This is a genomic window from Ruegeria sp. CE9 (assembly GCF_056537425.1).
The window spans coordinates 32,183-53,202 of the sequence record NZ_JBQFRO010000005.1 but is presented as its reverse complement, the minus strand read 5'-3'; the positions used below and the strand labels follow the sequence as shown (position 1 = coordinate 53,202).

Below are 21,020 nucleotides of genomic sequence, written 5' to 3'. Positions count from 1 at the left end.
ATTTAAAGAATGTGCGGCATTACAGGTTACCTTTGGTACCCCGGGCATGCACCAGGAAATGAGGTCGAACAAAGGCTGACATCAATGATGGCGGCGATTGCGCATCGCGGCCCGGACAGTCAGGGCCATTGGATTGATGAAGACGCCGGTGTAGCGCTTGGTCATCTGCGCTTGGCTATTGTCGATCTGAGCGCTTCAGGCGCACAGCCCATGGCATCGCATTCGGGACGCTATCAGCTCATATTCAACGGCGAGATCTATAATTACAGCACACTACGTTCTGAACTGGAAGCGATGGGTGATGCCCCTTCTTGGCGTGGCAGCTCTGACACCGAAGTATTGTTGGCGGGCTTCGACATGCTCGGTGTCGAGGAAACACTGTCAAAGGTGCAAGGCATGTATGCCATCGCTCTTTGGGACCGCATTGCACGCACACTGACTCTTGTTCGTGATCGTCTTGGCGAAAAGCCACTCTACTATGGCTGGCATGGGCAAGGTCGGGATGCAATGTTTGTGTTCGGCTCGGAACTGAAGTCGTTTCATGCCCATCCGCATTTCAAGCCGACGATACGACGAGATGCCATCGTCGCCTTCTTGCGCCATGGTCATGTCCCGGAAGACTTGGTGATATATCAGGGACTTAACAAGTTGCGCCCTGGAGAAATGCTGACAGTCTCGCTCGATCAACCGGAACCATCACGCAAAATCTACTGGGATGGAGCGCGTATCACCTCTGCGCCGCGCGGCATCGCCCCCAATGACGACGCGGCCATCGAGCATCTAGATACGCTGCTATTGGATGCAGTGGGTCAGCAAATGATGTCAGATGTGCCTCTCGGTGCATTTCTGTCTGGCGGCATCGACAGTTCAGTGATTGTGGGGCTGATGCAGCATCTATCAGACGTCCCCGTACACACATTCTCAATCGGTTTTCACGAAGCAAGATATAACGAAGCCGGTTTTGCCAAAGATGTTGCCGATCATTTGGGAACGCACCACACCGAACTTTACGTTGGCGATTCCGACCTACGCGATGTTGTTCCCCGATTGCCAAAAATCTATGATGAACCCTTTGCTGACAGTTCTCAAATTCCGACATTTCTAGTGGCTGAGCTCGCGCGCCAACATGTGACAGTCGCGCTGTCCGGGGATGGCGGGGACGAACTGTTTTGTGGGTATGACCGCTATGTCCACGGCAGAAAGTTGATCAAAGCACTGCGGGGCATACCCAGCCCATTAAGGTCATTGGGCGCCGGTGCACTTCGTTCAATTCCTGAAGTCGTGCTCAATCGGTTGCTCGAACCGATCCGCTCAACGCCTCAGGGAAAAGAGCCCAATGGTCAACGCCTGCATCGGCTGGCCAACTATGCACGCAGCCAATCGACCGAAGAATTGCATCGCAAAATGGTGTCAGTCTGGCGTTTTCCTGATGTCGCTGTCATCGGCGCTGACAGCCCGCCGAGCATCCTTAAGAATCATTTGCCACCTTGCGGAGAATTGAGCGAGTTGGAACGGATGATGCAGTTGGACATGTTGGCCTATATGCCCGACGATATTTTGTGCAAAGTCGACCGCGCGACCATGGCCGTATCACTGGAAAGCAGGGCTCCATTGCTGGACCATAGGATAGCAGAGTTTGTCTGGAGCCTACCTGAATCGTTCAAGCATCGCGACGGCATGTCGAAATGGCTGTTGCGACAGGTGCTATATAAATATGTGCCGCCCGAGCTTATTGAACGCCCTAAGATGGGGTTCGAAGTCCCTATAGGTTTGTGGCTGCGCGGAGGTTTGCGCGACTGGGCTGAAAACCTGTTATCTTCGGATCGATTGGCAACTGAAGGCTATTTTGAGCAATCCGTCATCCGAAGGCTATGGGCCCAGCATCTCAAAGGCAGCCACAACTGGGGGCCGCAGCTTTGGAACGTGTTGATGTTTCAAAGCTGGCTAGAAGAATATCATCCTGGAGGAGATTAAGCACGTCTCGCATCTGCAATCAGTCCCAAGCGATCCCGATCAAGCTCATCGAAAGATTGTAGCATACATTGAAGCAAGAGGATCTCAGCTTTCGTTTGGCGACCAAGATTTGTCTCATTTTAGTGTTCATATCCAATTTAAGGTTTTAAGCACAGCGTTGGATCGGAGCTGACGTAATCGAGTATGTATTAATGATTTCAAAACTAAAGGTACTGCTGGCAGAAGACGGAATGAAATCGCGTGCAATACGCGGCACCGCGCTCAGCATTTTCGGCTTCGGCAGTGCTCAAGTGATCCGGCTTGCGTCCAATTTGATCCTTACCCGATTGCTGTTCCCCGAGGCATTTGGGTTGATGGCTTTGGTGCAGGTGGTTGTTATCGGTCTCGAGAATTTCTCGGATATGGGAATCCACCCCTCGATAATTCAAAGTCCGAATGGCGAAAAGAAATCATACTTAAACACCGCTTGGACAATGCAGATCATACGTGGCGTTTTGCTGTGGGTGCTGGCTTGTGTGATTGCAGCACCGGTGGCGAGCTTCTATGGACAGCCAGAGATGTTGCAAATATTGCCGGTCCTGGCATTCACCACCGTTTTCTCGGGGTTCAGGTCGACAAATTTTTCGCTTGCCAGCAGACGGCTCATACTTGGGCGCATAATCACGTTGGAGCTGTTGGGTCAAATCACGGGTACGATCATAATGATCTGTTTTGCCTGGTGGCTTAGATCAGTTTGGGCTTTGGTGATTGGTTCTCTCATTGGGGTATTCCTTAACACGTTGTTGACACACCTGTTTCTGCCCGGTCGACGCAACAGGTTGCATTGGGACAAACCCGCAGTGTTAGAGATCTTTCATTTCGGCAAGTTTATCCTGATTTCCACTGTGGCCGGGTACCTGTTACAACAAGGTGACCGGCTGGTACTGGGAAAATATGTAAGCCTCAGCGAGCTTGCTATTTTTACAATTGCCTATCTGTTTGGAAGTCTCCCATTGATGTTGAACGGGCAAGTAAACGCACGAGTTCTCTTACCTTTGTTCAAACAACGACCCCCACTCGATAGTGACAGCAACTATCGGCGTATAGGCCAGGCACGCCTCGGGTTGATCGCTGTTTTTATGGCCGTCACTACTGCAATGGCGCTCATCGGAGAGCCGCTTATCGTTTTTCTCTATGACCCACGCTACTATGCCGCAGGGCCAATGATTGTTCTGCTTGCATTGTCATTCATTCCGACACTGATCTTTGATGGCTACAAAAACATCCTGATCGCAAACGGAAATTCTCGCGACTTTACCATTCTTACTGTTCTTGCCGCCGGCGCAAAGATTATCCTCCTCATAATCATGATTCAGAAGTACTCGATCCTCGGTGCGATACTCGCCCCGTTTTTGGTGGAATTGCTGTTTTATCCCTTGTTGGTATACTTCATTCGCCCATACAGAGGATGGTACCCTTGGCTGGATTTAGCGTTGTTGATCGTCGGTTCCGCGATAATCGTTTTCGCACTATGGGCCAATCCGGCAGCCTTGTCACTTATGACAAATGCATTTTGAAATGGCACAAGCTACACTGGATAAGCCATTGCTTGTAAGGGGTATTTTTGAAAGCCTTCTGGCATGATAGTCGCAAATACCGTTCTGTTTATCTACCCAGTTGTCGTAGCGGTATTATTTGCCAAGTTTGGTCTTGCGCGCGCTGTCGCGATCACACTGATCTTCGGTTACCTATTTTTACCCGAGCGCGTGTATTTCAATCTGCCCGTTATCCCAACACTGGAAAAACATTCGATCCCTGCACTATCGGCTTTCCTATTGGTGCTTTTTGCATCCAAAAAGCCCGGTGACTTCGTGTTACCCGGTTGGTTTCCCCAAGGCCTCTTGCCGCGCATCTTGATTATTATTTTGATCGCCAGCGCATTTATGACGGTTATGACCAATGGGGATCCCTTGCAGTTTGGGCCCCTCTATCTGCCTGGATTGCGACCTTATGATGCTCTTTCATCCATTCTTGCGATACTCGTAGGTTTGCTACCATTCTTATTGGGGCGGAGATGCCTGGCTCATCCCGAACAACAAAAGATGCTATTGACCATCTTAGTGGTCGGAGGATTTGTGTACTCCTTCCTGGCACTGTTTGAAGTGCGGATGTCGCCGCAGCTCAACAATATGGTCTATGGCTTCTTTCCCCACGCGTTTATTCAGCACATACGTGGCGACGGTTTCAGACCGCTGGTTTTCCTTAGCCACGGGCTGGTACTTTCAATATTCTTCTCCGCAACAGTCCTGGCTGCGGCAAGCCTTTCGCGTGTTGTTGAAGCTGATAAGCGACGCAGATATCTCGCCTTGACCTTATGGCTGTTGCTTACGCTATTTCTTTCGAAATCCCTGGGTGCGCTCGCGATTACATTGGTATTGTTGCCAGTCGCTCTCTTTACCGGCGTTAGGCAGCAACTGATGGTTTGCGCTGTTCTATCAGTCATTGTACTGACCTACCCCGCTTTACGGAGTGCGGGATGGGTCCCAGTGGAAACCCTTTTGGCTTGGGCAGAGAGTATTGATCCAGAAAGAGCCAGGTCACTATCATTTCGATTGTTGAACGAGGACATACTGCTCGCCAAAGCATTTGAAAGACCACTGTTTGGCTGGGGCGCATTTGGACGCAACATGCTGTATGATGAACGGGGCATTGGCAGCGTTGTAACCGATGGCTATTGGGTCATTATCGTTGGCCAAGGTGGTTGGATTCGATATCTGGCAGAATTCGGATTGTTATGTATGCCAGCTATCATTGCCTTTCTGAAGCTTCGCAAAGCACAATTTGGCATAGAAACAGCAGGCTTGATGTTGATCTTGACTGCAAATCTGGTCGATCTTTTACCCAACGCCTCTGTTACACCGCTGACTTGGTTTGTGACGGGTGCGATCTGGGGCCGGATCGAGTTGGGACGAGTTACGCAGACCAATGAACAATTGGTCAGCAATGATCCATCGACGGCTCAAACAAAGGTCCTAGCTATCAAGAAGCGACGGGCACGGGTGTAGTTTCAATGACGAGCATCGATCAAATAGGCGTTGTGATTATTGGCCGCAATGAAGGGGATCGCCTTGTTCGCTGCCTGACTTCTGCCAAACCTCAGGCCTCTTATCTCGTCTATGTCGACAGCGGCTCAACGGATGGTTCTCAGACGACGGCGGAAATGATGGGGGCGGATGTCGTCGTATTAGACTTGGATCGCCCATTTACCGCAGCGAGGGCCAGGAATTCTGGATTACAGCGCCTCAAGGAGTGTTCGTCCGATTTGTCTTACGTGCAATTTATTGATGGCGATTGCGAATTGCGGCCAGATTGGATCGCACAAGCTGCTGCGTTTCTGGATGACCATATGGACACGGCAGTTGTCTGCGGTCGCAGACGAGAACGTTTCCCGGAGGCATCTGTATATAACGCCCTTATCGATCAAGAGTGGGACACGGAGACTGGTGAGACCCGCGCATGTGGGGGAGACGCGCTGATGAGGATAGATGCGCTTGATAAAGTCGGGGGATTCAATCCCGAACTGATCGCTGGAGAAGAACCGGAGCTATGCGTGCGATTGCGCGCGCTGGGTTGGAAAATCTGGCGATTGGATGCAGAAATGACCCTCCACGATGCGGCCCTTAATTCGCTATCACAGTGGTGGAGGCGAAACCAAAGAGCGGGACATGCTTATGCAGAAGGGGCGGCACTACATGGCGCCGCGCCTGAATTTCACGGAGTCCGCGAAACACGTTCGGCCTTGTTTTGGGGAGCAGCATTACCGGTAGTCGCTGTTTTCGGTACTCTGATTGTATCTCCAATGGCTCTGCTTTTGTTTTTGGCTTGGCCGTTGCAGGTGATCAGACTCGGTCTGCGTGATCGGGATTGGCGTCGGGCCTTTTTTTTGGTTCTAGGAAAATTCCCCGAAGCACAGGGTGCTATGAAGTACTGGTGGAACAGATTCCTGGGCGAAAGAGCTGGGTTAATCGAATACAAATAGTCTGGGCTACGCGCTAGTTAATCAGCTGTCTTGCGTCTCTAGACCACATTTCATCGCATAAAATTTGGGGCCCACATTTGGATCCAGCGCCCAATCCCTGCGCTCTTCCAGGGACCAACGTGCAATCCTGCGGGAACGCCTGATTGAAAAACCCAATCAAGTTACCGACGCGGCGGGATATTGAAATGGCCATCTTCGAATACATCAACGGCTTCTACAATCCAAGCCGCCGTCACTCAGCACTGGGTAGGAAAAGCCCCGTCGCATTCGCACGCAAAGTGGCCTAAACGAGCACTTGGGGCGGCACTAAAACGGGACGAGTCCACATCGCGGATCGTTTTCAGACTCTTACTAGGCCTAGCGGCGTCCAATCAACGGTGCCTGAACTGGATCACGAGCGATCCCAATTCAACCAAAAGTACGGGCGCTGCTCGAATTCGAGCTGCGCCCGCTGTTCCTTTATTTAGCCCATGTCCGAATAGATGCCATACCCGTCATTCAAGGCAGACCAGAGCTCGGAATCAGACTGTGCATCATCTTCGTCACCAATAGTACGGATCGTATGCGATCCACTGCCGGCGGTGACATTCAAGGTAACCGTATCATCATCATAGTTGATTATGACCTCGGCATCGCGATTGTCGGCCAATCCTGTGATGTTGAGATCCTCAAAGCTACCAATCAGCTCATCAACATCAATCAGTGTATGACTGGTTGCAGACCCGGTCCAGCCGCTTAGGTCAAGTTCCAGAGTAGCGTTTCCGAGATTCACACCAGATCGAACGTCGACATTATCGCCAAGCGCGCCCGACCGGAACTCTTCGATCGTGCCAAGCTGACCATTTTCGACGTCAAAGGCTAGCGTTGCGTCGTCGTCAAGCAACAGAACGCCTGCACCTCCATTCTGACCATCAAAACCAACGCGGGCTTCGTTACCAACAATTTCCAATCGGCTTCCATCCCCGAGGATGAAGTCGGCATCATCCGCTGCCAGCAGGAACTGACCGTCTGACACATCTGCATTCACGTCGCCGTTGAACACACCTGTGTTTGCGAACCGACCGCCATCAACATCGATATTCAGAAGACCCGGTCCACCGTAGCCGTTTAACCAAACCTGGCCAGCAGCATCGATGTTGAGGTTGGCACCATTAGCTCCAGCGGTTGTCTGCCCGTTGACCTGCAAGTAACCGTTGTCAACGTTCAATGTACCGCCGCTCCCGAAATCCAGGTTCTCGAGGCGTGTTGTGCCGCCATAAACGACCCAGTTACCGCCAAGATCAACACTGTCTCCGTCGATTGTGCCAGGCAGATCTCCGCTGTCCCAATTCAAGCGATTGTCCCAGCGAATCCCGTCGCCTAGGTCGTTTGGTACAAACCGCAGCGTTTCAGGCGTTATACGGTCTGCTACGGACAAGCCAAACCCGGCTTGGAAGAATGCGATGATTAGGTCAGCGTCTACATATCCGTCCAATTGTCCGCTTGCTTGCGCACGCAAATATTCAGCCAGATCGGCAATCGAGGCATTAGGATCACCCAGAACCTGCTGTGCAAAGTTCTGGATTGTGGTCGCATTCAGCACCCCTTCATCAAGGCCGTCTGTATTCACATTGTTCGTGCCATAACCGCTTGATGCGAGCCAATTATGAATGATGGTATCGTCATAATGTGCTTCGTTCACGATAGTCAGAGCATTCTGACCATCGGTCTTTTCAGCGATTTCATCCGGATTGTTCGGATCTGCCAAATGCGCGATAATGTTATCCAGCAAAGTGGATTGATTACCACGGGTATCGACACCAAACGAAAGAGCGCCTTGCGCATCAGAGCTTGAAGTTTTGTGCCCCGCCGAAGTGATGACGTTGTCAGCGAACAAAGAGAAGTTGCCAACATTACCGGCACCAAAGCTATCGCCGCCATGGAAGTTCGCCGCGACGTTATTGTCGAGGAAAACGTTGTCCTCGATGAATGCGCCGCTGCGAAGCTGAGCACCGGTGGCCGAAGCACGCATGGTGATGTTGTCGCGGAATGTTACATCTTCGTTGTTGGCATCGATATAAACGTTGTGGCTGAACATGTTTGGCGGACGACCACCATCCGCTGACAGGTCGTAACGATAATCATCTGCCCAGCCATTGTGATCGAACACGTTCCCTTCGACCAACAAACCATCGACATCGGCAACGTAAAGGCCTGAGGCAAACTCATTTCCAGCCCAGTAGGCTCCCCCTCCCTCAGGCGCAGCCTGATAAGAGTCGTAGATAAGGCTGTCACGAACAGTGACATTTTCAGACGCCTGAACAATCAATCCGAAGCCGTCATTTGTGATGTCAACGTTTTCGAAGATTATGTTAGTGGCCTCTAGGAGAGTCGCCCCTTTATGCAGTGCGATATCGCTGATTACAACGTTCTGACCGGACTGTGCGAACGCGAACAGTGAACTATGCAAGATCGGCTTGTCGCCGACACCATACGAAGTGATGTGTACTGGGTGCAGTTCGTCCTCTCCCGAAGCACCACGCAGATCAAAGGTATTGCCAAGGTCATACTCATAACCTCTTTCGAACAACAACCAGTTCGATGATGGCGCGGATCCTTGGCCTGCGATTGTATCCCACAACATCTTGGCTGCATCATCAGTGAGGGCCATGCCCTCTGTGCCACCATACTCGGGATGGGCGGCAAGCCATTGGCCGTTGATGGCACCGGGGCTGATCCCCTCCCTTGCAGCAATGTCTGCGACGCTAAGGGCGCTATCACTTCCCGAGACAAAGATGTCGCGGTGATTGTCACCGGTTTCGACAACAAAGCTGCCATCGGCACTTTCTTCCAAAGCGTAGACAGTGCCATGGCCCCAACCGTTGCCTTGCGTGCTCGGCAGCACGTTCACCGTGTCGTTGAAGGACCGTGTCGTTCCATCATTGTATGTGACCTCATAGGCAATGTTCATGGAACCACTGAAGTCGTTGTCCATGCTCATGACCAGAGCCATCGTGTTATCGGGATTTACCGTCAGATTTCCTGCGGACGGACCATCGATAATGCTGATGCTCGCCACCTGATCAAGGTTGGCAACCTCCAGAGTCGAGACACGACCTCCGGATACCGAATAGTTCCCTGAAGCAGTCGAAACCGTCGAAACCGAACCACCATCTGATGAGTCTGTATTTTGCTGAGGAGGCGTCGGCTCGGGCTGAGGCTCGGGCTCGGGAGTCGGTTCTGGCTCGGGCTCAGGAGTCGGTTCCGGTTCAGGCTGTGGCTCGGGCTCAGGAGTCGGTTCCGGTTCAGGCTGTGGCTCGGGCTCAGGAGTCGGTTCCGGTTCGGGCTGTGGCTCAGGCTCAGGAGTCGGTTCCGGCTTGGGCTGAGGCTCCGGCTCAGGCTGAGGCTCCGGCTCAGGAGTCGGTTCCGGCTCAGGCTGAGGCTCGGGCTCAGGAGTCGGTTCCGGTTCAGGCTGTGGCTCGGGCTCAGGAGTCGGTTCCGGTTCGGGCTGTGGCTCAGGCTCAGGAGTCGGTTCCGGCTTGGGCTGAGGCTCCGGCTCAGGGGTCGGTTCCGGCTCGGGTTGAGGCTCAGGCTCAGGAGTCGGTTCCGGCTTGGGCTGAGGCTCGGGCTCAGGAGTCGGTTCCGGTTCGGGCTGTGGCTCAGGCTCAGGAGTCGGTTCCGGCTTGGGCTGAGGCTCCGGCTCAGGAGTCGGTTCCGGTTCGGGCTGAGGCTCAGGGGTCGGTTCCGGCTCGGGCTCAGGAGTCGGTTCTGGCTCAGGCTGTGGCTCAGGAGTTGGTTCCGGTTCGGGCTGAGGCTCAGGCTCAGGGGTCGGTTCCGGCTTGGGCTGAGGCTCGGGCTCGGGAGTCGGTTCTGGCTCAGGCTGTGGCTCGGGCTCAGGAGTCGGTTCCGGCTTGGGCTGAGGCACCGGTGCAGGGGTTGGTTCCGACGCGGCTACAGATGCGTCCGACGAAGGCTGATCATCTTCAGGGGCTTCGACTTCACGATCCCATCTAGAAGTCCGGTCGAAACGAGAGTTGAAGGCGCTAAAGCGATCGAAAATGCTCGACTTGTTGCTGCCAAACCAATCAGATTTCAAAAAGAACGTGCGCGGCGCTACCGCTTCTTCTTTCGCGAGGAAATTCGAAAATGAAGTGGATGTGCTTTCAAATTGAGCAGGTCGACTATCGGTAACAGAAAATTCGCGGCTTAGAGCTGAGTCAGAGGAGTCTGACGTCAACGATTTAATTCCAAACTTCGCCTTAGAACTCCCTTTAAAGAAGTCTAGATAGGCGGTATAGCTTTTGCGTTTTGAGGACATGAGGGGTACGGTCCCTTGTTCGTTTGTGAGTGGTGGGCATCAACCTGAATTTTGCAGGCTGTACCCAGAGTGGTAGTCAACTGGTATGCATTTGAAACATTCATCCCCAAAGCTATTTCAAAGCCTCGTGGCACTCGCGAACAGACCCATCTTTACTGAAGCGGCATCTAACAAAGGCAAACTTTAGGATCGTCATTGTTTCGGTTTTCGCTCTAGTTGATGTGCGTGGCTATAGAAAGCAGATCGTCAGAAAAGTATGCAACCCGTATGGCCGAATTGTGTCGTCGAGAAGGCACACCCTATACGTGCAACACAGTTAAAATACTGTTATTGTTATATTTTTTTAGGAGTTAGTTTGCCGATCCCGCGAGTCCGGTCAGCGTGAAGCTGCTAACCAATGCGCAAATTCTTGCTGATTCCGGCAAATACAGCACACATTAACCGGCCATTTCGAGAAAACTTTTATCGTAATATTCGGGACAATCGATGCAGTGGTCAAATTCTCAATGCGCCCTTGGACTAAAAAACAGGGAATCGCCAAGGCAATCGCGATCAGTACACCACTCGCTGCACGTTAGTTCAGTTGTGGCACTCCGGTCTTATCGTAAGTCGTGACGACATCCCAAACCGTCTGCTGCATCAAAAGCGCGGCTTCAGGGCCCACATCGTCAGCAACAGATCCATCAGCGCGCAACAAGGTATGCGGTAATCCGACCGGAGAAGATTGATAAAGGACCGCGTAATGAGTCAACGCCATTAAATAAGCGCCATAGTCGTTGAAGTGAATCTGGTCTGAGAACAGGTCTTCCCTGCTCCTGATGTCCCCGACGCCGCCAATGTCTTCTATGGCGCGCACAAAGCGCGCCATCACCTGCCCACCAGGGATTACGTAAATGGGCTTTTGACCCTCTTGGTAATTGAGTGCACGCCGGAGTATTTCCTTTTCCCAGTACCGCCCCAGATCACGGTCCAATCGCTCCAACCAACCCTCAGGATCATCCAGCGGATGCCAGGTCTCATACAAATATACATTCGCTGTGGGATTGTTGGCCTCTACCTCATTCGCGAGGCTATGTAACATCTTCGGGCTGTCCATGTACTTGATCGCATCGCGAATTTCGACAGCTTCAGTCAAAACGAATGCCTGATATTCGCCGGATGCCATCGCCTCATGCACGTCACGATACCGCGGATGATCATTTTCCTGCTCAAATCCGTTGATCGGTGTGTCTGGATCCCAATGCGCCTTCAGGAACGCACCCCAGCCAAGCTGGCTATCATAGTTGTGACCTTCGGTGGCGAGTTGCTGCAACATCGCGGGCATATCTCGTCCAACCAGACTATGTCCAAGGTGAAAGATTCTCAGCGGAGTTTCAGGGGAAATAGCGGGTGACTTATAAAGTGCATCAAAACGTTCCTGCTCCAACGGCGCGGGTTGCGAAAACCTCCAATAATATAAACCAGCCGCAAGACTTGCTATCACTAGAACTCCAATGACCACTTTCAACATTGCTGGACCTCAACTGAACAATTACCTTACCTGTAAATTAGATAGTTATCCGGACGACTCAACCAGAGTCGTATTAGTTTGGTTTGCAAGCAGCGGGCAGGAACTAAATGCAACGACTCTTGATGGTCGCACCTGCGCCAGTGATCAGAACCGAAACCGGATACTTGCTTGACCACAAGTTCACGTCTGGCATGGAGACTCAGTGCCGGTACTGGCCAGGCCAGATGGACTGCCTGCTGCGTGAAGGCGCACAGAGCATTCCATTCGGCGCACAAGAAGTATCATCAGACCTTCCGTTTGGGCTCAAAGTGCTGCGGCAGGATGAGGAGATTGCTGCAGAGCACCTGGAGGGTTATGACTTAATTTATTGTGGCATTGACGATGCGAGCAGCTTGGGGATTGTGGACACTGACTTGCCGTCTCATCCCAGAATCTTCGCAACAATTGAATATACGCTGCGAACGCGTCTACAGGCTGCTTGGTTGAATAGCAGCGAAAACGCATTTAAGCGTATCCGAACAATTCTTTGGCTTTTAAAGCAAGAACCCAAGCGCCGCCGCTTTGTTGCAAAGGCCGACGGGCTGCAAACAAATGGATACCCTGCGTCATTGGCATATGGCTCAATGAACGCAAATCCACTTCTGTACCTCGACAACCGAATGACGCCCGAGCTTTTTGCAACCGACTCGGAGGTAGCGGAGCGCACAAAACGATTATGCTCGGGTGAACCATTGCGCCTTGTCTACTCGGGTCGCCTAGAGCGTATGAAGGGCGCACATGATTTGTTGCCCATAGCTAAGATGTTGGCGTCGCGCGGATTAAATTTCCATCTTGATATTTTTGGCGATGGTGGCCTGCGCTCGGCAATCTCTAATGACATCACGCGCGATGGGCTTGATACCCATGTCACCCTACACGCGCCCATAGACTTCGAAACAGAACTTGTACCATTTGTTCGCGCAAATAGTGACATCTATCTGTGCTGTCATCGCCAATCGGATCCGTCCTGCTCTTATCTTGAAAATATGGGTTGCGGCCTTGCAGTGGTTGGATTTGGCAATCAGATGTGGGCTTCATTGAACGACGCTTCTGGTGCGGGGTGGGTTTCGCCGATGGGATCACGGCAGGGCATTGTTCAGGTTCTTCAACAAATCGACAAAGATCGCGAAGAGGTCATAGCGAGGTGCGACAACGCATTGAAGTTTGCCAAAGCGCATGATTTCGTGAGCGAGTTCGAGAAACGCATGCTGCACTTGACCGGGGACTAAGATTTGCGCCATCAATCAAGGTGCATATTGAACAACGTGATAGTGTCATAGGACATAAACCTAGAAACACAATCGAACGCTGATAAAGTCATCAATTGCTATCCAGCATCATTCTTCGCTAGCCATCTTTGATTCTGGCGAGGTACGATCTTTATTAACCCGTCTCCCAATTCTCCATCAGGGCAGCTCAATAGCGGCCAGCAGCGCTCATTGTTCAAGCCCAGCTTACAATCACGTTTGCACCATTTAGATATAACAACCTGAGCCTGAACGGCCCGCAAATCACACCCGCAAGTGCATTATTCGCACTTCAATTGCAATCGGGATCCGAACGTCGCACCAAATTGCCTCAGAGAGATGGTACTTTCGTTTGGTAATTTTCGCGCACCCGCGTAAAGTAAACCCAGTTCGATTGTTTGTTCGTTTGTTTGTGGATGGTTCAATAGTGTGCAATTCCGTCAAGTTCGGCGCCTACTGGTTAGAAGGTGCGCCTGTTCGGTTTCGAGTGGATTCTAATTTAGACAAAGCTTGGTCCAATATCGCTTATGCGAGAGACGACGCTCGCCCTGAAACCAAAGCTCAGGCTGAAACGTTCAATCCCTCGTGAAACCGAACTCATGCACGCCAGCCAGAAAATTGCATATGACGGAGAAGTCATGACGCAGCCCAAACTACTAACAGTTATCCTGAACTATAGAACCCCGGAAATGACACTGCGATCAGTCGCCGCCGCGCAAGCGGCGATGGTCGGAATATCAGGAGAGATCGTTGTCATAGACAACGACTCGCAAGATGGATCTTTCCAGGCCATGTCCACACATGTTCAAAGCCAGGGGTGGGATCAGAACAACCGTGTCAGGGTTATCCAGTCTGGGCACAATGGTGGTTTTGGCGCTGGCAATAACGTCGGCATCCGAGCAGGCTTATCAGATGGCACACACCCCGATTACGTCTACATCTTGAACTCCGACGCCTTCCCTGCGCCAGACGCCATTTGCATGCTCTTGGATCATCTGGAGGCAACGCCCGAGGCAGGGCTTGCAGGAAGCTACATTCATGGCGAAGACGGTGATCCGCATCAGACAAGCTTTCGCTTTCCCTCGATATCCAGCGAATTCGAGGGCGCGATCAAATTCGGGCCCATAACACGCCTTCTTGCGAACCGTATCGTTCCTATTCCACTGCCACCTGAAACGCGCCCAGTTGATTGGCTGGCGGGGGCCAGTCTGATGATGCGGCATAGCGTATTGGAAGAGGTCGGCCTCTTCGATGAAGAGTTCTTTCTGTATTTCGAGGAAACCGACCTGTGCCGTCGTGCTGCGCTGGCGGGCCATCGCACCGACTATGTGCGCCCCAGTGAGGTTATGCATATCGGCTCGGTTTCAACCGGCATGAAAACCTGGGATCGGGTACCAACGTACTGGTTCGATTCTCGACTACATTACTTTGTAAAGAACCACGGTGCGTTCTATGCCGCCTGCGCCACATGCGTACATCTGGCGGGCGGCTTTCTGCACTGGTTGCGCTGTCTAATCACGCGCAAGCGCAGTGATGTTCCACCCTATTTTTTGCGAACCCTGGCTTGGCATGACATGACCGCTTGCTTTCGCCCGCGCGCGCGTGATGCAGGGAACGACAGCCTGTCCAAGCCAGTTATCGGAGAGTAGTAATGTCTTTCAGCACCTTTCTCATCGGTCACGAATCCCTTGTCATTCAATGTGGGGAAATGTTGCTGGATGCGGGGCACAACATCCAGGGTGTGGCGACCCGCAATCCGGATGTTGAAACATGGGCCAAGTCTCATTCATTGCCACTTCATGTGCCTGGACAGGATTTGCCAGATCGTATCGAAGGAGTATCGTTTGATTGGATGCTCAGCATCGCCAATCTCGATCTGCTACCCCAGGCACTGTTAGACAAAGCCCAGAAGGGTGCAGTCAATTTCCACGACGGCCCTCTGCCGCGATATGCAGGCCTTAACGCTCCGGTTTGGGCGATCCTGAATGGCGAGTCGCATCACGGGATAACCTGGCACATGATCTCGGGCGGAGTGGATGAGGGCGGTATCGTGGCTCAGAAGCTGTTCGATATCAGCGATTCTGAGACCGCCCTGACCCTGAACACCAAGTGTTACGGCGCAGCAATCGAAAGCTTTGGCGATGTGATCCGGGCGCTGGAGACAGGTCAGCCCCCCGCCTCACAGGATTTGTCGCAGCGTAGTTATTTCGCCAAGAACGACCGCCCCGAGGCAGCGGCGCGGCTGGATTTTACAAAACCGGCGCATGAACTGGCCGCACTGGTCCGTGCATTGGATCACGGCGACTATTGGAACCCACTGTGCCGACCAAAGGTCGAGCAAGACGGCCAAATTTGGCTCGTCGGCGAGGCAAAAGTAAGCGACCAGCAAACCGACGCGACCCCCGGCACATTCCTTGCAAGCAGCACTGAAGGCGTGACTGTGGCGACCGGAGATGGCGCGCTTGAGATCAGCGATCTGCGCAACGGCTTGGGCGAACCTGTACCGATTGACGACATTCTGAAGGGCGGCAGCGCTTTGCCCGACATGACTGCTGAACAGGTGGCCTCAATCAACAAACATGTCGCTGACGCTTTATCGGCTGAGCTGGATTGGCGTGACCGTCTACAGGCGTTGCAGCCTGTCGAGATTCCCCTGATCAATTCCGCCGGATCTTCTGGTGCTCCTCGGTCGCAAGCGCTGCGTATACCGGAGGGCCTCGAAGAAAGCACAATCAAGGCGGCCCTGGCAGCGCTCATGGCGCGCCTCGGGGATACACCCACCCTTGATCTGGCACTGCGCCTCAAAATTGCAACTTCTTACCTTAACAGTTGGGTGCCGGTACGTTTCATTGCGGAAGGATCGTTCTCGGAAGCGCAAGCAAGCTTTGATAAGAGTATTGAAAACGCCCAAGGTCTAGGTCCGTTTGCCTGCGATCTTCCAGCACGGTTGCCCGGTGCGAAGGCCCTACAGACGCCAGTGGTTGGATTGTCCAATGATACCCCAGCTGGGCTTATTCCGGGCACCAGTCTGACCCTGGCTGTTTCCGGTGGACAAGCGATATTGTTTGCCGACAGCGGACATATCTCTGAAACGGCCCTGCATCTGTTTGCTGCCAGACTAGAGAGCCTCTTTGCCGCGCTTGTCGATCCCGCCAAAGCAGCCTTGTCGGTTACGGAACTTCCAATTCTGCCCAACACGGAACGTGCGCAGCTCCTACAAGACTGGAACTCTACATCCGTCGATTACGACAAGATCAACTGTGTCCATCAGCAATTCGAAGCGCAGGTTGAACGTACGCCGGATGCGCCGGCTCTCGTCTTTGAGAACCTCAGTTTTTCTTATTCCGAGCTAAACGCATTGGCCAATCAGGTCGCACATGTGCTCCGCGAGATGGGTGTAGGTCCGGATACGCTTGTGGGATTGCATGTCAAGCGCTCTCCGCTGCTGCTGATTGGTGCGCTGGGCATTCTGAAGGCAGGCGGAGCTTATGTGCCGATGGACCCGGCTTATCCTGCGGATCGGACTGCGCTTTATCTTGAAGACAGCGGCGCGAAGGTTGTCTTGTCTGAGTCTGCGTTGGCAGATAGTTTGGCCGATCATGGTGCACAAGCATTATTGCTGGATACAGATCCACGACTGGAAACCGCTGAAACCAGCAATATCGACAGCGGAGTGGCACCGGCCAATCTTGCCTATCTGATCTATACTTCTGGCTCAACCGGACGCCCAAAAGGTGTCATGGTCGAGCATCGCAACGTGTCGAATTTTTTCACCGGTATGGATGACCGCATCAGCCACGATCCGGCCGGAGTTTGGTTGGCGGTGACCAGCCTGTCCTTCGACATCTCGGTGCTAGAATTATTCTGGACCTTGGCGCGAGGTTTCAAGATCGTCCTTAGTGACGACGAAAACCGCGCTTTGGTCGCGGGCGATGCGGCCCCCGGAAAATCCATTACCGGCAAAGGGATGGAGTTTAGCCTATTCTACTGGGGTAACGACGATGGCGTCGGACGCGACAAGTACAAGCTGCTGCTTGAGGGTGCGAAGTTCGGAGATCAGAACGGGTTCTGCGCTGTCTGGACGCCCGAGCGCCATTTCCATGCATTTGGTGGCCCCTACCCCAATCCGTCGGTCACGGGCGCAGCCGTGGCCGCAGTGACCGAGAATATCGGAGTGCGCGCGGGCAGCTGCGTTGCGCCACTTCATCACACCGCGCGCATCGCCGAAGAATGGGCGGTAATCGACAACCTGACCAACGGTCGCGCGGGGCTTGCTATCGCATCTGGCTGGCAGCCAGATGATTTTGTACTGCGCCCCGAAAACACGCCGCCGGAAAACAAACCCGCAATGCTCGAAGCGATCGACACTCTGCGTCGGCTTTGGGCCGGTGAAAAGGTCGAGTTCCCTACAAAGTCAGGGGATTTGCACGGTGTAGTCACACAGCCGCGACCGGTCTCTAAAAAGCTGCCTGTTTGGGTCACTACTGCCGGAAACCCGGATACATGGCGCGAAGCCGGGGCCATAGGGGCCAATGTTCTGACCCACCTTCTGGGCCAAAGCGTTCAGGAGGTCGCTGACAAGATCGGTATTTATCACGCTGCCTTGCGCGAAGCCGGCCATGATCCGGACGATCATACGGTGACCTTGATGTTGCACACTTACGTCGGACAAGACCGCGAAGAGGTGCGCGAAGTCGCGCGCGAACCGATGAAAGATTATCTTCGCTCGGCGGCTGGGCTGATCAAGCAATATGCTTGGGCATTCCCGGCTTTCAAGAAACCCAAAGGTGTCTCGAACCCGTTCCAATTGGATCTTGGCAGCCTGTCTGACGAAGAATTGGAAGGTATTCTTGATTTCGCCTTCTTGCGATACTTCGAGGATTCCGGCCTGTTCGGGACGGTCGAAGACTGCTTAAGCCGCGTCGAAGAGCTGAAACGCATCGGCGTTGATGAGATTGCCTGTTTGATCGACTATGGCATTTCGGTGGATCAGGTGATGGAAGGGCTGAAGCCTTTGGCCGAGGTGCTACGCCTGTCCAATCAGGATACAGAACTGACCGAGGACGACTATTCCATCGCCGCCCAGGTCATCCGCCACAAGGTCAGCCACCTACAGTGTACCCCAAGCATGGCGCAGATGATCTTGATGAGCGACGAGGCACGCTTTGCCTTGTCAAAGATCAAACACATGATGATCGGTGGCGAGGCTCTGCCCGGTTCGCTGGTCAAGCAAATCAACCAGCTATCGCCTGCGCATATCGAAAATATGTACGGACCAACTGAAACCACGATTTGGTCAACAACTGAAACCGCAACTGCGACGGATGGCATAGTCAATGTCGGAACCCCGATCGCAAATACTCAGGTCTATGTGCTGGATGACCGCAGGAACCCTGTCCCCATTGGCATGGCCGGAGAGCTGTATATCGGCGGTGCCGGTGTCACCCGCGGCTATTGGCAACGCGAAGAATTGACCGCCGAACAATTTGTCCCCGACCCGTACTCGGACGCGCCGGATGCCCGACTTTATCGCACCGGAGATCTGGTACGCTGGCGGACGGATGGAAAGCTCGATTTCTTGGGTCGGGCCGATCATCAGATCAAGCTACGCGGTTATCGTATCGAACTGGGTGAGATCGAGAGCCTGATCGACGCGCAATCTGATGTGCGGCAGTCGGTTGTCATCGCTCGCGAAGATACGCCGGGTTTGGTGCAATTGGCCGCATATATGACCGTCGACCAGCCAGTGAATGACAAAGCACTGCGTCAGACCCTGTCGGCTAGACTGCCCGAGTATATGGTGCCTACGCATTTCGTAACTCTGGACAGTTTTCCGCTAACGCCGAACCGGAAGGTTGATCGGAAAGCCCTCCCTGCGCCTGCAGCTCAGAAACCGCGTGTTGCGCCACCTGCAACCGAGCCTGTTTCAGGTGGTTCTGCTACGCAGAAGATTGCAGCAATCTGGTCACAAATACTGGGGGTTTCCGATATCAGCGGTCGGGACAATTTCTTTGATCTCGGCGGGCACTCCCTATTGGCAGTACAGGCGCACCGAGAAATTCGGAAAGATCTGAACGTTCCCAGCCTCAGCATTACGGACATCTTTAGATTCCCAACCCTTGCGGCTCTGGCTGAGACGGTCGAGAAGAAAACCGGTTCTAAACCGGCCGAGGTAGTGCCTGCTCAACCTGCCCCAGAAAAAGCTAGAAGCCGAAGTGACGCCATGGCTCGTCGTCGAGAAATGCGAGCACGCAGACGATCCGGATGACGGAGCTTGCAGCGATAAAGGCGGAGCTTCGTCAATTGCTTGGTGCTGACTATGGGGTTGGTGTAACTAACCCAAGGTCATCAGGAAATGAGCTATTCCCCGAAGAAAGGCCCGCGGTATCGCGCGCCCTGAACAAACGTATATCGGAATTTGCTGCGGGTCGTGCTGCTGCGCGCTCAGCGATGCGAGATTTGGATATTACCGCTATGGCTATCCCGATGGCCACGGATCGTAGTCCGATATGGCCCGAAGGCCTCGTTGGATCAATTACACACTGCGATGAGATTTGTGTTGCGGTTGTAGCGCGTCGAAGCACGACGATGGGTATCGGAATTGACGTTGAGCCAAACACACCGCTGGAGGCCGATCTTGAACAGGTCATATGCACCAACTCGGAAAGGGGGTGGTTGGATACCCAATTGCCCGAAAACCGCGGGCTCCTCGTTAAAAAAATATTCTGCACAAAAGAGAGTATTTACAAAGCGTTGTATCCAATTACTCGAGAATTGGTCGATTTCGACGCAATAGAACTGTCATTCCCATTGTGCCTGAAATCACGCGCGACCTATCACTCATGGAACGGAACCATAAAGCTGGATATTAGCTATAAAACTTTAGAGCTTAACGATTTCGTCTTCACGTGTTCAGGTATGTCCAAGCTACCCTCGGCCTTATTTCAAGAAAACAGGTGTCGAACATGACCAAAAGATATCTGCAAGCATTTGCATTGCTGACCATTGCCGCCATCTTCGGTGAAATACGCGGCGGATTAGCCGATCCACTAGATATCGACGCGTTTGAAGCACTCTATGAAACCCCGGCCCCTGCCCCTTCCACCCCTTTGCGCGTCTTTCACCTTGGGCACAGCCTGGTCGGCCCGGTTATGCCAGTAATGTTGCAGCAGTTAGCGGGTAGAGAACATAATTTTAGCAGCCAACTCGGTTGGGGCACGCCTATGAAAGCCCATTGGGAGCCTGACGTAACCATTAATGGTTTCGAATTGCGCAATGCTGCGGCTAATTTAAGCAACGCCCGGGAAGCGATCTCTTCAGGGCAATATGACACCGTTGTCTTTACCGAAATGGTCGAAATACGAGACGCTATCAAATATTTCGATAGCGCAAAATACTTGCACAAATGGGTTCAGCTGAGCCGGGCTTCGAATCCGCAGACCCGCGTCTACTTCTACGAAACTTGGCACCATATTGATGATGAGGAGGGTTGGCTAGATCGGCTCGACAAGGACTTGGCCCGATACTGGGAAAAAGAAATCCTGCGGCGCGCTCTGGCCTATGAAGATCAGCCTCAGCCAATCTATCTAATCCCAGCCGGCCAGGTTCTGGCGCAATTCGCACGTGAGGTAGAAAAACGCGGTGGCGTTGGACAAATTACAGATCGCAACAGTCTGTATTCGGATGAAATCCACCTAAATGACTACGGCGCATACCTTGTTGCACTTACTCATTACGCCGTGATTTATCAGAAGTCTCCTGTTGGTCTGCCCCACAGACTTATGAGAGACGATGGGAAACGCGCCCAAAGCCCAACACCGGAACTAGCACTTTTGATGCAAGAAGTCGTCTGGGATGTTGTACAAAAAAACAAGCGTACAGGAGTTCCGGGGCGCTAAAAAAGCTGCCGCCGTTTTATGTGTATTTCCAAACCGA

At 52.9% G+C, this 21,020-nt stretch carries 12 protein-coding genes and 1 pseudogene; 11 read left to right on the top strand and 2 right to left on the bottom strand.

Features of this window, described 5'->3' with window-relative positions; translation table 11 throughout:
- Positions 1–9 precede the first annotated feature (9 nt).
- The 5 genes and pseudogenes from asnB to ACR0B3_RS11345 all read left to right on the top strand — a co-directional run.
- Positions 10–1,974, top strand: coding sequence for an asparagine synthase (glutamine-hydrolyzing) (gene asnB / locus ACR0B3_RS11365; RefSeq protein ID WP_480809164.1), 1,965 nt, complete (start codon positions 10–12; stop codon positions 1,972–1,974).
- Positions 1,975–2,165: 191 nt separating this feature from the next.
- Positions 2,166–3,530, top strand: coding sequence for an oligosaccharide flippase family protein (locus ACR0B3_RS11360; protein ID WP_480809163.1), 1,365 nt, complete (start codon positions 2,166–2,168; stop codon positions 3,528–3,530).
- Positions 3,531–3,593: 63 nt separating this feature from the next.
- Positions 3,594–5,018 carry a hypothetical protein gene (locus tag ACR0B3_RS11355; protein WP_480809162.1) on the top strand — a complete coding sequence of 475 codons (1,425 nt, stop codon included), beginning with the start codon at positions 3,594–3,596 and terminating at the stop codon, positions 5,016–5,018.
- Between the two features lie 5 nt (positions 5,019–5,023).
- Positions 5,024–5,992 carry a glycosyltransferase family 2 protein gene (locus ACR0B3_RS11350; RefSeq protein WP_480809161.1) on the top strand — a complete coding sequence of 323 codons (969 nt, stop codon included), beginning with the start codon at positions 5,024–5,026 and terminating at the stop codon, positions 5,990–5,992.
- A 167-nt stretch (positions 5,993–6,159) separates the two neighbouring features.
- Positions 6,160–6,279 (top strand): annotated as a pseudogene (locus ACR0B3_RS11345) (IS3 family transposase); the annotation flags it as partial.
- A 176-nt stretch (positions 6,280–6,455) separates the two neighbouring features.
- Here the strand turns inward: ACR0B3_RS11345 and ACR0B3_RS11340 are convergent.
- Positions 6,456–8,966 carry a right-handed parallel beta-helix repeat-containing protein gene (locus ACR0B3_RS11340; protein ID WP_480809160.1) on the bottom strand — a complete coding sequence of 837 codons (2,511 nt, stop codon included), beginning with the start codon at positions 8,964–8,966 and terminating at the stop codon, positions 6,456–6,458.
- 182 nt (positions 8,967–9,148) lie between these two features.
- Between ACR0B3_RS11340 and ACR0B3_RS11335 the strand changes: the two genes are divergently transcribed.
- Positions 9,149–9,985, top strand: coding sequence for a hypothetical protein (locus tag ACR0B3_RS11335; protein WP_480809159.1), 837 nt, complete (start codon positions 9,149–9,151; stop codon positions 9,983–9,985).
- A gap of 878 nt (positions 9,986–10,863) precedes the next feature.
- On the opposite strand, the gene ACR0B3_RS11330 is transcribed toward ACR0B3_RS11335, so the two are convergent.
- On the bottom strand, positions 10,864–11,613 hold the full coding sequence (locus ACR0B3_RS11330; RefSeq protein WP_480809158.1) for a hypothetical protein: 750 nt from the start codon (positions 11,611–11,613) through the stop codon (positions 10,864–10,866).
- Between the two features lie 410 nt (positions 11,614–12,023).
- On the opposite strand from ACR0B3_RS11330, the gene ACR0B3_RS11325 reads away from it, so the two are divergent.
- The 5 genes from ACR0B3_RS11325 to ACR0B3_RS11305 all read left to right on the top strand — a co-directional run bounded on the left by ACR0B3_RS11325 (position 12,024) and on the right by ACR0B3_RS11305 (position 20,983).
- Positions 12,024–13,067 carry a glycosyltransferase gene (locus ACR0B3_RS11325; RefSeq protein ID WP_480809157.1) on the top strand — a complete coding sequence of 348 codons (1,044 nt, stop codon included), beginning with the start codon at positions 12,024–12,026 and terminating at the stop codon, positions 13,065–13,067.
- A 656-nt stretch (positions 13,068–13,723) separates the two neighbouring features.
- Positions 13,724–14,734 (top strand): glycosyltransferase family 2 protein, encoded by a 1,011-nt coding sequence (locus ACR0B3_RS11320; protein WP_480809156.1) that lies wholly within the window; start codon positions 13,724–13,726, stop codon positions 14,732–14,734.
- 2 nt (positions 14,735–14,736) lie between these two features.
- Positions 14,737–19,353 carry a MupA/Atu3671 family FMN-dependent luciferase-like monooxygenase gene (locus ACR0B3_RS11315; RefSeq protein WP_480809155.1) on the top strand — a complete coding sequence of 1,539 codons (4,617 nt, stop codon included), beginning with the start codon at positions 14,737–14,739 and terminating at the stop codon, positions 19,351–19,353.
- The gene (locus ACR0B3_RS11310) at positions 19,350–20,054 is read left to right on the top strand and encodes a 4'-phosphopantetheinyl transferase family protein (protein ID WP_480809154.1); all 705 of its coding nucleotides are present in this window, start codon (positions 19,350–19,352) and stop codon (positions 20,052–20,054) included. Before ACR0B3_RS11315 ends, ACR0B3_RS11310 begins: the two co-directional genes overlap by 4 nt.
- Positions 20,051–20,983, top strand: a complete 933-nt coding sequence (locus ACR0B3_RS11305; protein WP_480809153.1) for a hypothetical protein — start codon at positions 20,051–20,053, stop codon at positions 20,981–20,983. The genes ACR0B3_RS11310 and ACR0B3_RS11305 overlap by 4 nt, the downstream gene beginning before the upstream one ends.
- The last annotated feature ends 37 nt before the right edge of the window (positions 20,984–21,020 follow it).

Excerpts from the sequence above, each read along its gene's own strand:
- ACR0B3_RS11320 (WP_480809156.1), top strand. The coding sequence starts at position 13,724 with ATGACGCAGCCCAAACTACTAACAGTTATCCTGAACTATAGAACCCCG.
- ACR0B3_RS11355 (WP_480809162.1), top strand. The coding sequence starts at position 3,594 with ATGATAGTCGCAAATACCGTTCTGTTTATCTACCCAGTTGTCGTAGCG.
- ACR0B3_RS11350 (WP_480809161.1), top strand. The coding sequence starts at position 5,024 with ATGACGAGCATCGATCAAATAGGCGTTGTGATTATTGGCCGCAATGAA.
- ACR0B3_RS11325 (WP_480809157.1), top strand. The coding sequence starts at position 12,024 with ATGGACTGCCTGCTGCGTGAAGGCGCACAGAGCATTCCATTCGGCGCA.
- ACR0B3_RS11340 (WP_480809160.1), bottom strand. The coding sequence starts at position 8,966 with ATGGACAACGACTTCAGTGGTTCCATGAACATTGCCTATGAGGTCACA.
- ACR0B3_RS11305 (WP_480809153.1), top strand. The coding sequence starts at position 20,051 with ATGACCAAAAGATATCTGCAAGCATTTGCATTGCTGACCATTGCCGCC.
- asnB (WP_480809164.1), top strand. The coding sequence starts at position 10 with ATGTGCGGCATTACAGGTTACCTTTGGTACCCCGGGCATGCACCAGGA.
- ACR0B3_RS11310 (WP_480809154.1), top strand. The coding sequence starts at position 19,350 with ATGACGGAGCTTGCAGCGATAAAGGCGGAGCTTCGTCAATTGCTTGGT.
- ACR0B3_RS11360 (WP_480809163.1), top strand. The coding sequence starts at position 2,166 with ATGATTTCAAAACTAAAGGTACTGCTGGCAGAAGACGGAATGAAATCG.
- ACR0B3_RS11315 (WP_480809155.1), top strand. The coding sequence starts at position 14,737 with ATGTCTTTCAGCACCTTTCTCATCGGTCACGAATCCCTTGTCATTCAA.
- ACR0B3_RS11330 (WP_480809158.1), bottom strand. The coding sequence starts at position 11,613 with ATGCCCGCGATGTTGCAGCAACTCGCCACCGAAGGTCACAACTATGAT.
- ACR0B3_RS11335 (WP_480809159.1), top strand. The coding sequence starts at position 9,149 with ATGAGTCTGTATTTTGCTGAGGAGGCGTCGGCTCGGGCTGAGGCTCGG.